The organism is Pseudomonas sp. YQ_6 (genome assembly GCF_043103245.1).
In the GTDB taxonomy this organism is placed as follows: domain Bacteria; phylum Pseudomonadota; class Gammaproteobacteria; order Pseudomonadales; family Pseudomonadaceae; genus Aquipseudomonas; species Aquipseudomonas alloputida.
Window position 1 is genome coordinate 190880 of the sequence record NZ_JBICJR010000053.1, and the last position, 13832, is coordinate 204711.

Below are 13832 nucleotides of genomic sequence, written 5' to 3' on the forward strand. Positions count from 1 at the left end.
CTGGTCATCGGCAAATTCCTTAAATCAATGAGCGGGGCCTAGAAACGACAGCCAACGTCGCTCAGCTAAGCGGAACAATCCAACTAGGGCAAATGAGAGAAATAGATAAATCAACGCTCCAATTCCGAAAGACTGAAAAGTCAAGAAGGTCTCGGAGTTAGCATCGCGAGCGACTTTCAATATATCTGGAATTGTCGCTGTAAAGGCTACAGAGGTGGAATGCAGCATCAATATCACCTCATTACTGTAGTACGGAAGCGCACGCCTCAATGCAGATGGCACCACTACAAATGCATTCAGCCTCCAACCATTCAGACCATAAGCTTTAGCAGCTTCAAGCTCACCATACGGAATGTTTCTGATCGCGCCTGCAAAAATCTCCGTGGTATATGCACAGGTATTGAGCGCAAATGCCAAGATCGTGCAATTCATAGCATCTCTAAAAAAAGCATCCAGCACAGGCTGGGAGCGTACTGCCGCTATACTGTAGATACCGGTATAGCAAATCAGCAGCTGAATGTAGAGCGGTGTTCCTCTGAATAGGTAGGTGTAAAACTGCACAGGCCAACGAACATAAAATCGATCCGATACTCTTGCTATAGCCAGTGGAATCGCGCCCAAAAAGCCTAGGATGATAGACGCGGTCAGTAGCCATAGCGTCATCGCCAAACCAGTGATTTCTGTTCCATCCGTGTACAGGAAAGCTTTCCAATACTCCTGCAGTAAGTCAATCATTGCAGAGCCTCGCGGGAGCCAGCGGAATATTTACGTGCAAGCCTACGCAATACGTAGTTCGATAGTGTTGTAATAAGCAAGTAAACAAGAGCCGCAAGCACAAGAAAATAAAACAGTTGGAATGTACTTTTGCCAGCATCCTGGGCTGCCTTTACCAAATCCGCAAGCCCAATGATCGAAACTAAAGCTGTAGCCTTGAGCAGAACCAACCAATTATTGCCTATACCAGGCAGTGCAAAGCGCATCATTTGTGGAAAGGTGATCAGAAAAAAACACTGAGAGCGGCCTAGACCATAGGCTACTGCGGCCTCTCGCTGCCCCTTAGGAACAGAGAGCATTGCTCCCCGGAATGTCTCAGTGAAGTAGGCACCATAGATAAAACCAAGAGTGACCACACCAGCTACAAAGGGATCAATTTCAAAATAATCCCAACCAAGATATTGAGTTAGATTAGTTAGCCAAGTCTGAAGACTATAAAATATCAAGAGCATCAGTACCAGATCCGGCACTCCACGGATCAATGTGGTGTACATCTGAGCTGGGAGTCTAACCAGATACAAAGATGAAAGCTTGGCACTCGCACCAATTAGTCCCAAAATCACGCTTACCACAAGGGACAATAAGGATAGCTTGATAGTCATCCAGGTACCCTTCAGCAGCAGCGGCCCAAAACCCTGCATGCTTAGCCCTGGCAGACCAACAGCTTCAAAAAAATTATCAATCATGATCGAATGACTCTTGATGAGATGAAGCGCCTATACCAGATAGGCGCATACAATCACTTGCCACTATAAAGATTCAAATCACCAAAATATTTCGATTGAAGCTTGGCATAAGTACCATTCTCGTGGATTGCCTTGATAGCTTTGTTCAGTTGCTCCTTGAGATCATCATTGCCTTTGACAACAGCAATAGCTGTTTTAGAAGGCAACAGTTCACTTTCAACCTGCTCACTCATTTCATAGTCCGTCCCCTGGGGCGAACTCAAAAAGCCTGCTTTGGCTTGGAGGGTATCTTGGATAGAGGCATCAAGACGGCCAGATACGAGATCATAGTAAACCTGGTTCTGATTCTGATATGACTGAACCTTAACACCTGCCTTTTTCAAGACTGCTTTAGCATAGCCTTCCTGGATGCTTCCTTGAAAATAGCCAACCCGCTTACCCTTCAAGGAGTTGACGTCAGCACTGAGACCAGAACCTTTCTTGTAAACATAGGATGTCGGGCCTGAGAAAAGCTCATTGGTGAAGTCCACTGCCTTCTCGCGCGCTGGTGTAACGGTCATGGAAGACAGAACCCCGTCGAATTTATTGGCACGGAGTCCTGGAATAAGACCATCAAAATCACTTTCAACCCATTTACACTCAGCCTTGAGCTCAGCACAGATTGCGTTACCTAAATCGATATCAAAGCCCACCAAACTACCGTCAGGGGATTTAGATTCAAAAGGGGCATAATTAGCATCCACGCCAAATCGGATCTCTGTATATTCTTTAGCAGAGACAATACCAGTGAACAAAGGAAGGATTGCGAGAACTGACAACTTACGAAGTGAAATCATATTTGCTCCCTAGCTTTTGTAATTTATTCAGGGCTTTGATGATTTTTTCGCCTAAACATCAGGCTCATGGTGTCTCCGGGCTCCGTATCCGCGAAGCACCTAATTGGCTGCTTCCAACACCAGTTGCATCAAGAATTCCAAATTCTCACAAACGATGCTACGCCAACCCTCAAAGCTGGGAACCTGCCAACTGGCTTTTTATAGCGAGCAAAATGCTTTCTTTTGCGAGCAAAATGCTCTGGCCACCAAATGCCTAGCATCACATCGATTTACCTGCCCCACCGAGTGGACGCAGGTGATCAATCCCGATACATCAATAAATAGGTCAGTTCAGAACGACGGCCGAATGGAAATGACCTGGCGCCGCCTCGCCGGAGAGCCGGCTCGTCTCAAAGCTCAGTTTCTTCTCAGATACACGTAGCCGGGCTGTTCAATCAAGAACCGTCACAGCGCCAATACCATTGCTGCTGGAACTCATTCGTAAACAGACACATACCTTTCGCCAGCCCGATTGGCCTTTTGCTATCACTTTCGTGATAGACCTCTCAAGGAAAGCGTATAGCTGCCGATGCGCTCGAATTGGACTGCCTCCATGCAGGGCCATCCATTCGGCAAAGTCCTCATAGCAGCCTTGTAAACGCCCGTAGAACCGCTACCAGCTTAAGCTCTTGCAGCTAAGCTACCCCATGAAACACCGGTGAAAGTGGCGCGAGAAATCAAGGCGATCAGGATTTGATGAATTATCTTTTTTGATACCCCACACCTCGCTGAACAGTCGCCGCCAAAGCTGGCCTCCTCTGAATATTGCCCAAGCAACATAAAAATGGGGCATCCGGAAGATGCCCCCAACCAGCATTAAGTCATCGATGCACGAATAGCTTTTTCGATCCGAAGACGCCCAGCATGAGCTAGCTTGTTTACTCCCGCCTCTTTGGCTACGGCATAAACCAGTGCTTCACCCTGATGTCCTCGTTTCGACATTTCATCAACCAGTGCAGACAACTCCTGTAGGCAGATCTCAGCCAGGCCTCGTATTGAGTCATCGTCTCCTGGCCGACGGAAGACGACATTGGCGTCGGTTTCGATTTGAGGTGGCCAGAAGAACACGCCTGTCTGTTCCTCTTCATGTGATCGGTATTTGGCACGCGCGATATGCTCCACACGATCACGAATTCTTGAGCCAGTCCGAACCCAGCCATGAGCCCGAGCAATCCTCCTAGCCAGCGCGGTATCCAAGACAGGCCCCTCCTCTGCAATCACGTAATCAATCATGCGCTCCAGGGTCGCGGTGTAGCCTTGGTCAAAGAACTGCTCGGGATCAACCCTCTCTACCACCTGACTAGGATCGGCCTCCTTGTAAATCAAGTGCTCGACAGCAAAGGAGAAGGTAACGACATCATCGACCGCGGCAGCTGTTGCCGCTCTGGCGTATTTCAACTCCGGCAACGCACCTGCAGGATCATTGGCCTCTGCAGGGCTACCTTCCGCCGCCACCATTGTGACCGCTTCTACGACATTGATAGCCTCTGCCATCGCAGCATCGACCTTCAAGCGCTCAGTCTCTTGTACTGCATCGATGGCTGCCTGTTTAGCACGGGACTCAGCAAGCAGCTCGGTCAAATGCTGATGTACCTTCTCAGCAGTCCCAACAGCATCCACCCACCAGTCGGTCGACCAGATTCGAACAATCTCCCACCCGAGCCCTCTCAGCACGAACTCTCGGAGCTTGTCGCGATCTCGTGCAGTCGCACTGCGGTGATAGGTAGCTCCATCACATTCGACGCCCGCGAGGAAGCGCCCCGGAGCATCAGGGTGCACGACACCCAGGTCGACTCGGAAGGAAGACACACCAATCTGGGTATGGATCTGCCAACCCTTCTTGGCCAAGGCAGCTGCAACCGCCTCTTCGAACGGGCTGTCGAATCCTCCCACGCTGCCGAAGTTAGCTTCCGCCAAGGCCCGGGGCCCACGCTCAGCAAACTCAAGGAAGTGCTTCAGATCACGCACCCCAACAGCTTGCGTGCGGGCGAGGTCAATGTGCTCTGGACGAAGTGTCGAGAACAGCACCAATTCTTGGCGAGCACGTGTAATTGCAACGTTGAGCCGGCGCTCGCCTCCTGGACGGTTCATAGGGCCGAAGTTCATCGACATCACGCCGGCAGCGTCTTTTCCGTAGGTGGTCGAGAAGTAGATGATGTCGCGCTCGTCGCCCTGAACACTCTCCAGATTCTTCACGAACACAGGCTCCAGTTCCGACTCAGCGAAATACGACTCGAGCGACGGATCCTTCCGACATGCCTCATCAAGCATATCCATGATGAGTTTCTGCTGCTCACCATTGAATGTGACTACACCTACGGTGCGCCGGCTCTCGCGGAACGCTGGCGACTGGAGTCGAGCAACCAGGTCAGCGACTAGTGCTCTCGCCTCGATCAGGTTGGTACGCGAACCGCCCTTGTCGTAGACACCAGCTACGGGGCACAACCGCACTGCCTTGTCAGCCGTGAACGGCGATGGGAAAGTCACCAGCTTCGAGCCGTAGTAACGCTGGTTTGAGAAGGCGATCAAGCTCTCATGTCGGCTACGGTAGTGCCAGTTCAGGTTTCGCATCGGCAGGTTCGCACTGATGCACTCATCGAGGATGCTCTCGAGATCAGCCTCGACATCCTCATCATCAGCCGTAGACTCGGCACGGTCGAAGAACGAGGTGGGTGGGAGCTGTTTCGGGTCGCCCACCATCACAACCTGCTTTCCTCGCGCCATCGCACCGATCGCATCCCAGACCGGAATCTGAGAGGCCTCATCGAAGATGACCAGGTCGAACGGAGTCGAAGCCGGTGGCAGGTATTGGGCAATCGAGAGCGGGCTCATCAGCAAGCAAGGCGTCAGCTTCGTCAGCGCCTCGGGTGCTCGAGTCATCAGCTCTCGTAGTGGAATGTGCTTGGTCTTCTTGCCCATTTCATGGCGGAGCAACCCCCACTCAGAAGATCGACTCACGCTGTCCTGACTCGGCAAGTCGGCACAAAGCCGAGCACGGAGCCAGTCCTTCGTCAGCTCGGTAAACTTGTCATCCAATGCGCGGAAGTCGCGAATGCGCTGCTCGTGCTCGACGCTGACGAACGTCCGAATGACCTCCTCGTTGTCAACAGTGGTATTCAGCCACCAGCGAGCGTAGTTCACCTCAAGAACGCGACGGACTTTTCCAGAAGTGATTGCTCCGCTTTCCATGCCCTGAACAATTGGCGCGAGGCCCACGGCGAAGGCCTCATCGCGCACCTTCCGCCAAGCGCACCATGCCTTGAGTCGGGACTCAGAAGAAACCACAGTTTCGCAGTTTTTCTTGAGGTCATTCAATGACAGGTGAGCGGTCTCATCTGCACCTGCTTCAGTGAAGTGGCCTATCGAAGTCAGATGCGATGATCGCTCCTGAAGCAGCCCAAGCTTGTCACGCAGAGCAACACCAGCAAGTGCGATCGCGCCTTCCGGCTCCAGCAGCGCGTTGCCATCACCCAGGAGTGTTTGCAGGGGAGCTTTGTAAGCTGCAATCTGCTCAGGGTTCAACGCGAGCTTCGCAACAGCAGTTGCTACCTGCCCTTGGAACACCGCAGCCTGACGTGCAATCTCAAGCTTGGTCTTCAGGTCACTCCAGACCGGCACCAGCTCTCGCAAGTCAGCCAGGTCGGACAGATCACGTTCAACCGCTGCCCGCTGCTTCAACAGATCGAAGTCACCTTTCAGCAACGCTCCACAGCGGCCCTCCTGCACTTCTGGGTGATCATCAACAAGGCGACCGCGCTCTTCGATATCCCAACGCTCAGCCTGGAAACGGAGCGCTGCAGTAAGGAGTTCAATGTTAGTGTCCTTGCCGCACCAAAGCTGCTGAGTGCTCGAGCCAAGGTCGGACAAGGCGGCCATATCGCGATCAAGGCGAGTCAGCGTGCGAAGCCGCCGGAGCTCTTCTTTCAATACATCTCCCAGCTGGCCTTGCTCGACCAACTGGAATCCATCATCGATCCAGTCCGAGTCTGCTTGCTGGAGCCGAATGGCCTCTTGAAGCTTGATCGACGTCGAAAGCTGCTCGGCCACAGACTTTGAACCTTGCCAAACGGCAACGCACTCGTGCCCGGGCTCAAGTTCATCAATAGCACGGCGCACGGCGCGGATTTCTGCCAAAATTGCCAAATCTTTACCGTGATCGGCCTCGCCTGCAGTGGTTTGTGTCGGGGCTAGCAAACCCGCAATACGACGCTTCCCAAACCAGGATTTTGGCCAAAACGAGTCTTCAGCCTCCTTCCACTCACGGAGCAACAGATCAATGTCGAGCGATTCGATCGAATCGCCATAGGTCGTACTGAGCTGCTGATTGAGCTCTACTATTTGGCCAAGCAGTGCCACCGCCTGAGCAAGTACATCGGTGGCACTTTCCGGCCAGGCCGGGCTGAGCTCACCGAATACGGTGCGACGTTGCTGCAGCAGCTCAATACCCTGCTTCGCATCGGCCACAACCCGAGAAGGCCAGAGCGGCGAAAGCTTAGCGTTGAGCTCTCGGTGTTGTTCAACCCACGCACAGCCATCGCCCAGCCGTTGAGTAATGGAGCGGGCATCAGGCCGTAGCGCGAAGCGCCAATCCTGTCCTGCCGCCGAAGGTAATGCCTGGGAAAGGATTGACAACCCCTCCAGTGCTGTCGGGGTGTATTCCGAAGCCGGGAACCCAACCAACTCAACGAACCGATCAGCCGCCCGCTGCACATCCAGCACGGCAGGCAAGACATCGCGAGCTGCCTGCACCAGCTGTTGTTGCCAATGGGGTGACCATTCCGCCTGGCCTATAGCGGACAACGCATTGCCCACTAAATGACTGTATCCCACAGCCTGCGCGTTTACTTCGAGACGATCGGCCAACTCCCGTAGATCGAGCATGGCCTTCTGGTCATGCGTGTCAGGTGACGCCCAACCAACAGGCGCAACAGCTTCATCGCCGCCCGAAGTGACGGTGCCAATCGCATGGTAGATGGTGTAACCGTTGCGGTGGCGCCGGTGCAGTCGTTCCACGTAAATGTTCAGGCTGTCGCGCAGCGTTGCGAGGCGCTGAGCCTCAACCTCCCATGCAGCGGAATCAACCTGCCCTTTCGCCTCCCAAGCGGACTGCAGCTGGGCCAGCACATCAGTTTTTCGAGCCTTGCTAGAGTGAAGCTCCAGACAGAACTCACCCAAGCCAATCTCGCGCAGGCGACGGTACACGACATCCAGCGCGGCGATCTTCTCCGAGACGAAAAGCACGCGACGACCTTGAGCGATCGATTGGGCGATCATGTTGGAGATCGTTTGGCTCTTACCGGTACCAGGTGGGCCGATGAGCACGAAGTCTTTGCCCTTGGCTGCCGCCATCACTGCAGCCAACTGAGATGAGTCAGATGGCAGTGGGCAGAAAACATCGGTCGGGCCGTAATCACGATCCAGCGATTGCGCCTCTGGGAACGGGGTATCCGAAATGAAGGAGTCGCGTGGGGTATCCAGGAGATGCTGAACCGCTGGGCTCTGCCGCAGGTGCTCGGCGTTCTCGGCCAGATCCTTCCACATGAGGTATTTGGCAAACGAGAACATCGACAGCACGACGTCTTCGCTCAACTCCCAACCTGGGATGTCCTTGATGGCATGGCCGACCTTGTTCCAGATGCCGCTGATATCTAAGCCTGAATCGTCCCGAGGCAACTCGTGCTCCAAGGAGCCCAAGCCCAACTCGAAGTCCTGGCGAAGCATCTCAATCAGGGTCGGGTTGAACCGCGGCTCATCATCATGAAGCACCATCGTGAATCCGGAACGAGCGCTCTTGCGCTCCAGCGTGACCGGAACCAGCACGAGGGGCGCTTTATACTTCTGCCCTGCCCTGTCCTCGCGTGTCCAACTCAGGAAACCAATGGCCAGGAAGAGGGTATTGGAGCCACCTTCCTGAAGCGCTGTGCGAGCACCTCGATACAGTTCGGTCAGTCGAACATCCATCTCGTTGGATGTCAGCGCAACGAACACCTCTCTGCGCTTAAGGGCATCCTCGGCATGCCGGCGACGAACATCCTCACGCTCGCGTTGCTCATACAGCGCCCGCTCCCGCGGATCAGCACCATCCATGAGGTCTGGACGGGTTAGCAGTTTCAGCGACTGACCACTGGCCAGCACGTCCTCAAGAGCGCCAGGATCTGGAGACTCGAGCTTCAAAGCCCGCTTACCCGTCTTGAAGTTGAGAAGGTTGTTTCGAAGCGACAGATCCAGCAGTTTGCGCTGCCAGCGGCCTAGACGATCAGCAGGATCGAGTTTAGAAAGATCTTCGACGACCACCTCATGCACTTCATCTGGCATGTCCAAGCCGTCCTCAACCAGCAGCGGTGCCGCCTCGTCCGGTACTTCCGGAGCAACTCGTGGTATCTGAGCCTCGGAGCTCGCCAGGGGCTTGATGCGCTGCAGACGTGCGCGACGTATGTCGAGCAGCATCTCGAAGTCGCTGTCAGAGTCTTCGGCTATCTGATTCGCTCCGCGCTCGACGGCATAGGAGAAAGACGGAGCAAGGTTCTGAGTAACGAGGGTGGTCTCGAAAAGCACTAGCTCGCGCAGCTTCACCCGTTTGCGCACCGCGGTCACATCATCCACCAGCGCACTCGTAAACTCTTCTGGCTTCATCCACAAGCCTGCGAAGGCATGACCCCTCGTGAATACGATCACTGGGTTCAACCCTATTTGCTCAAGAGCAGCACAGAAAAGCAGGGTGAGATCCATGCAGGTAGCCAAACCGGTGTCGGCGATCTGGCTAGGACTGCGTATCTTTTGACCAGTCTGCTCAAAGCTCGCCGGTGGCAACGCATAATCAAGCTTCATTCGCGCCACGGCGCCCCAGACCGCTGACGCCAGCTGCCAGACACGCTTTGCACCACCCTCATAGCCGTCGAGCGCCGAAGACTTCTCACTGAGACGTAGCAATTCAGCCGCCTGCTTCAACAACCGATCAACTGCCGGATCATTGGGCTGTACGAACGCGGCTGTCATATCTGGGATATGACGAAGCCCACCCCACTGGTTACGTGGCAGAAGGTCTACAACCTGCTCTAGGCGAGCAACTTCCTTCCGACCACTCACGAACGCCTTGTCATCGACCTCAAGGGCAAAGGTAAAAGTGGAAAGCTCCGCCTCTGTAAGGCGACTGAGCAAGGGGCCATCCAGGACTAGATCAAGCCCGGGAATAACTCGAAAGCTGTCAGGTGCGACTTCGTCGATTCGCCACACCTTGGCCCTGAACACCTCAGGCTCTGAGGTCAATGTCAGGGTCGCATTGACGAAGCGGTCTTCGGTCTCGTTCGCGATACGAAGCTCGCGGATCACGGGAATGGCGTTCTGGAAGTCGGCAAGGTTCAGCTTCGCCACCAACGTGGCCAGAATCTTGACTTCTTTAGGCGGGATTTCTTCTTGAGCAGCGAGGGGCTGAACGATGTTGTCCATGCGCAACCTTCCTTGTCGTTATACCCAAGGGAGTGCCGGAATAGGCCGGCCAAGGGGCCCCTCTTGAGCTGATGGCGGGATGATAGCGCTTCCAGCTTCAGCCGTAATGTTCCTTTGGTCGTTGTAAGGCGCACGAGTCCATCCAACAGCCAGGATAAGCAGGTGAGCTAATACGAGAAATCTGAGGCATGTCGATCGGCCAGGTGACCGCAGATCCCTAGCGGTGACCGACTTCATCGAGAACAGAGAAAAAGTGTGACGCCAATCACGCTTTGAAAATAAGTCGCCGTTTTGGGCTGTCAATTTTTTTACGAGACGGAGTTCTATATTTGAGACCCAAAGAAAAGCGAGATCTGCGCCGCTGCATTCCTTCCGTCTCTTCCGCGATCTTGGCCACATGCTTTTCGATGCCGTTTTGCCTCTGATCTCGTATCGCAACGATGGAACTGATGCGGATTGGCCCCTTGGTGCTCGGGGCAGTCGCTTCTTTGGCCGCAGGCCGCTGCTTTTCATTTTGCGTTCAATGCCAAGGCGCGCAGCGCTCGATGGATCAATCCGTTCACAATGGACTGAAATTTCCGGTCGATGACAGACAACAGGATATGAGCCTAGCGATGATTCGCTTAGAGGTGCCATGAGCACCGCATCCCGTCCAATGGATCGCATCAAGCGCCGATTTCGAAAGCCAGCAGATCCTCAGTAATGGGTTCCGGCGCCAACCCACTCAACACCAGTCGATGCTGTATGCCCCTGCAGATGTGCGTCCATAAACGCGATCGCAGCTCGATATGCCAGCCATGGTCGTAGTACCTGACATCCCGACGAGACTTTCCATTCAGAGCTACGACTAGGGAAGAGTAACCATCCTGGCCCACCCATTCGGCAGTGACCCGCACTGGCTCGTCCTTGCCGGGTTTGCGCTCATATTCGTCGAGCAACCCATTTAGAACGAGGACGAATTCATCACCGCAACAAGCCGAGGCGCGGCTCCAGATTTCAAGGGTGATGGTGCTATCCATTCGCAGCGCTCAACTGCCCGGGGAGCCAAGATGGCCCTGCTGGGAAAACGGGTAGCAATATACTCGAAAATCACCTGATCCCTAGTCGCTATATCGTAGCCATGATATGCAGGCTTAACTCGTACAACGATCACTACTGGCCATGAGAGCTCGATTTGATGGACATTCTTAAGCGCTTCCAGCATGTGTGGGGTGAAAATCCTACTGACCTGCTGGACAAGTACAAATACCAACCCGAGCTTACAAAGAGGCTCGACGGCCTGGATGCTAGGGAGCTTACCGAGCAGACCTTGCTGGAGATCGTTTTGTGGAAGGTCAACCGATACCCCCAACTACCTCCTGACGTGATGGACGAGCTCCGAACGCTTGGCGATCTTCAGCCGCACGAACATCGCCAGGCAGATGCATTGCTGCGAAAGCTGCTGTCCTCTCCAGGTATTCGTTTGCCGATGGCTTCGACCATCCTGCGCTTCCTAAACCCAGAGGTATTCCAGATCATCGACGATCGGGTGTTCAGGGTACTCATGCCGGGGCAGCGACGCTATCCAGACAAACCCGCAAGCGGCGGCAGCCTTGTCAGCTACCTAAACAATTCGGTGGAAACGTACTTCAGCTACCTCGACGCCATGCATGAGATCGCTTCAGACAAGCTACCTTTCCACCTGGCAGACCGAATTCTCTATCAGCTCGACATCGAGCTTGGAAATCGGATCGGTGACTGACAAGCGCGCGATGCTGCCTACGGGTCGCCTCGCGCCGATCTGCCCAAGGACATGTTTTATGAAGGACTTAGACGCTGAAGCCGTGGGATGCGAGCTGAGACCTCAGGAAACTGTCCTTGAGAACCTTGGGAAAGCTCACAATCAATTTCCACATAACGTAGATGAAGCCGATTGGGACAATGACTCCGAAGAAGCCACCAAACAGCAATGCGACCAGGCTCAACGGGATGAACAGCAACCCAAGGAAAGCGCCCATAACGCGCATCTTTTTGATCCACGAGGTAAAGCCGTCCGCCTCATACAGCTTTTCTCCCGCTGCCGTTTTGATTGCGTACAAAATGAAGCCCAGCTTCCCAAGCTTTACGAAGTGGAACTCACCTTCCACACCCGGCTTGAGATATGACGCGATGTAGTGACCAGTCCCAACTTTTTTGACCATACGCACAGCCCCCCCTGGCTCCTTGAGGCGCAGATAATCGTACTCGCTCCCTTCCGGAAGATTTCGGTGAGGGCCAACCACTTCCAGTACACCCTTCAGAACACTCGCATCCGACATTTCAGCCTCTCCATACGTCCACGCGCCAAAGGCAGCGTGCTTACCCATTCGTCCATTCGGACTGCGATGTGCAGCGGAGGCATGCCCTCGCCGCAGTATTTTCCTTGGCCATGCATGTGGGGCAGGCCTTACCAACTGAGATGTCAGAATGATATCTCTCAATCGGCACTATATTGCATAGAGCGGGATGCATCAACGTGGCTTCATCCTCGTTTTTAGCGAGGATGCTGAATGTCACTCATGCCGGCACTAGCCGCCCTGGTGCGCGTGATCAGACATGCCAAGGGGCTGACGCAAGAGCAGATGTCCGGCTCAGTCGAAGCGCGTCATTTGCACAATATTGAAAATGCCCGCTCCAGCATCACGATCGATCGCCTTGAAGCAGTGGCTGCAAAACTGGAGGTCGATCCCGCCACGCTCATTGTCCTAGCATCTGCGCTTAGTAAAGGGATGAGCGATGAGCAACTGCTGGAAGTGATCCAACAGCAATGCCAAGGTCTCAACAGCCGTGGGGCACTCGAGCGCATTGCTGATCACTACCAAGAGGGCAAGGTCACCCGGGTGCGACCAGGGAAACAGACTGATCCCCAGAAGCTGGCAGCCATTCGACTTGCAAAGGCCGCGGGAGAATCACAAGCCTCAGTTAGTGCGCGCCTGGGTATTCCTAAGTCAACGGTGGGCCGCCTCTGGCACTACCCAGAAGACTAAACCGCCTCAGCCTAGCATCATTGAGATGAGCCTAGATTTCGATGGTGAGGTCAGCTGAGAAGCCTGTACGTTCGCCTGGATAACCACGCGGGTTCGACACGAGCCGGCACCCCGCGATGACTGTGTCTACCGCGTGATGGGTGTGTCCAAAAATCCACACGTCAGCTTGGGCCACAAGGTCGTGCCACTGATTGAAATAAGCTGCGCCTAGATGACCTTCATGCCCCTCGCCGGCAACGTCTTGGATTGGGCAGTGATGAGTAATCACGATCGTCTTTCCCTCAAAGGGTTTAGCGAGCTCACTGACGAGAAATTCACGAGTCGCGATATTCCGACTAATAAGATCAACGGGTCGAAGCTTTCTGTAGCCCTCCCCAACCCTAATCCTCCTGAAGTCGTTCATCCACTCGGCGCACTCTCTCATCGCGGCCCTGTAGTCTCCGGTCGCGGTGAAGTCTGTCCACGCTGTTGCTACTAAAAACCTAATGTCGCCGATGACCAGGCACTGGTTCTCCAGGACGTCCACATGCTTTGCAGCGACATCACGCATCTTGGTCAGTGTTCGATCGATGTGGCCTTTGTAGAACTCATGGTTACCACTGGCATAGATCACTGGACAGGTGAAGGTGTCGTTAGCCCAGACCACTCCACGACCACGCACCGAAATGTCGCCTGCTAGAACGACCAAATCGCAATCCGTCGCGGGAGGTTCGAAGTCAGCGAACTCTAGGTGCAGATCTGAATAAATCAAAATTTTCATCGGGTCAGCAGGTTCCTGTTCGACACTGATCGTCTCTCCGCTGCACCCAAATGAGGCAGCAAATCAAAATCGAGATCGAGAACTCGTTCATTCGGCTTTAGCCGTCTAAGGTCGAGAGACTCGAATCACTCAAGGTCACCCCAGGCTCGACGCATTTTGTCTTCATCTGCGATTCAATCATCATCTAATCGCAGACGTTCAATCAGCTTTGCTCGAAGCTCTTGGAGGCTAAGCCATCTCCAAAATCTTCCCATTAGGCTGATCGTCCTCCAGTTTCATGTAGCTT

General features: G+C 54.0%; 9 protein-coding genes. 2 read left to right on the forward strand and 7 right to left on the reverse strand.

Annotation, left to right across the window (positions count from 1 at the left end; all coding sequences use genetic code 11):
- Nucleotides 1–24: 24 nt before the first annotated feature.
- The 5 genes from ACF8FG_RS18100 to ACF8FG_RS18120 form a co-directional block, all read right to left on the reverse strand.
- Entirely contained in the window at nucleotides 25–735 is a 711-nt protein-coding gene (locus tag ACF8FG_RS18100) for an ABC transporter permease (protein ID WP_262110472.1), read from the reverse strand.
- Nucleotides 732–1460 (reverse strand): ABC transporter permease, encoded by a 729-nt coding sequence (locus ACF8FG_RS18105; RefSeq protein WP_325950642.1) that lies wholly within the window; start codon nucleotides 1458–1460, stop codon nucleotides 732–734. The genes ACF8FG_RS18100 and ACF8FG_RS18105 overlap by 4 nt, the downstream gene beginning before the upstream one ends.
- A 53-nt stretch (nucleotides 1461–1513) precedes the next feature.
- The gene (locus ACF8FG_RS18110) at nucleotides 1514–2296 is read right to left on the reverse strand and encodes a transporter substrate-binding domain-containing protein (protein ID WP_392519061.1); all 783 of its coding nucleotides are present in this window, start codon (nucleotides 2294–2296) and stop codon (nucleotides 1514–1516) included.
- An 855-nt stretch (nucleotides 2297–3151) separates the two neighbouring features.
- Nucleotides 3152–9781 carry a DUF3320 domain-containing protein gene (locus tag ACF8FG_RS18115; RefSeq protein WP_392519063.1) on the reverse strand — a complete coding sequence of 2210 codons (6630 nt, stop codon included), beginning with the start codon at nucleotides 9779–9781 and terminating at the stop codon, nucleotides 3152–3154.
- Nucleotides 9782–10446: 665 nt separating this feature from the next.
- Nucleotides 10447–10800 (reverse strand): hypothetical protein, encoded by a 354-nt coding sequence (locus ACF8FG_RS18120; protein WP_392519064.1) that lies wholly within the window; start codon nucleotides 10798–10800, stop codon nucleotides 10447–10449.
- A 158-nt stretch (nucleotides 10801–10958) separates the two neighbouring features.
- Here ACF8FG_RS18120 and ACF8FG_RS18125 point away from each other — a divergent pair, with 158 nt between their 5' ends.
- Nucleotides 10959–11522 carry a hypothetical protein gene (locus ACF8FG_RS18125; protein WP_392519066.1) on the forward strand — a complete coding sequence of 188 codons (564 nt, stop codon included), beginning with the start codon at nucleotides 10959–10961 and terminating at the stop codon, nucleotides 11520–11522.
- A gap of 67 nt (nucleotides 11523–11589) precedes the next feature.
- On the opposite strand, the gene ACF8FG_RS18130 is transcribed toward ACF8FG_RS18125, so the two are convergent.
- Nucleotides 11590–12078 carry a hypothetical protein gene (locus ACF8FG_RS18130; protein WP_392519068.1) on the reverse strand — a complete coding sequence of 163 codons (489 nt, stop codon included), beginning with the start codon at nucleotides 12076–12078 and terminating at the stop codon, nucleotides 11590–11592.
- Nucleotides 12079–12309: 231 nt separating this feature from the next.
- On the opposite strand from ACF8FG_RS18130, the gene ACF8FG_RS18135 reads away from it, so the two are divergent.
- Entirely contained in the window at nucleotides 12310–12786 is a 477-nt protein-coding gene (locus ACF8FG_RS18135) for a helix-turn-helix domain-containing protein (protein WP_392519070.1), read from the forward strand.
- Nucleotides 12787–12817: 31 nt separating this feature from the next.
- On the opposite strand, the gene ACF8FG_RS18140 is transcribed toward ACF8FG_RS18135, so the two are convergent.
- A complete protein-coding gene (locus ACF8FG_RS18140; protein ID WP_392519072.1) occupies nucleotides 12818–13546 on the reverse strand; it encodes a metallophosphoesterase in 729 nt (242 codons plus the stop codon).
- Nucleotides 13547–13832 lie beyond the last annotated feature (286 nt).

Bases quoted from the DNA above. Each gene is read 5' to 3' on its own strand.
- ACF8FG_RS18140 (WP_392519072.1), bottom strand. From the start codon at position 13,546: ATGAAAATTTTGATTTATTCAGATCTGCACCTAGAGTTCGCTGACTTC.
- ACF8FG_RS18130 (WP_392519068.1), bottom strand. From the start codon at position 12,078: ATGTCGGATGCGAGTGTTCTGAAGGGTGTACTGGAAGTGGTTGGCCCT.
- ACF8FG_RS18135 (WP_392519070.1), top strand. From the start codon at position 12,310: ATGTCACTCATGCCGGCACTAGCCGCCCTGGTGCGCGTGATCAGACAT.
- ACF8FG_RS18110 (WP_392519061.1), bottom strand. From the start codon at position 2,296: ATGATTTCACTTCGTAAGTTGTCAGTTCTCGCAATCCTTCCTTTGTTC.
- ACF8FG_RS18105 (WP_325950642.1), bottom strand. From the start codon at position 1,460: ATGATTGATAATTTTTTTGAAGCTGTTGGTCTGCCAGGGCTAAGCATG.
- ACF8FG_RS18120 (WP_392519064.1), bottom strand. From the start codon at position 10,800: ATGGATAGCACCATCACCCTTGAAATCTGGAGCCGCGCCTCGGCTTGT.
- ACF8FG_RS18115 (WP_392519063.1), bottom strand. From the start codon at position 9,781: ATGGACAACATCGTTCAGCCCCTCGCTGCTCAAGAAGAAATCCCGCCT.
- ACF8FG_RS18100 (WP_262110472.1), bottom strand. From the start codon at position 735: ATGATTGACTTACTGCAGGAGTATTGGAAAGCTTTCCTGTACACGGAT.
- ACF8FG_RS18125 (WP_392519066.1), top strand. From the start codon at position 10,959: ATGGACATTCTTAAGCGCTTCCAGCATGTGTGGGGTGAAAATCCTACT.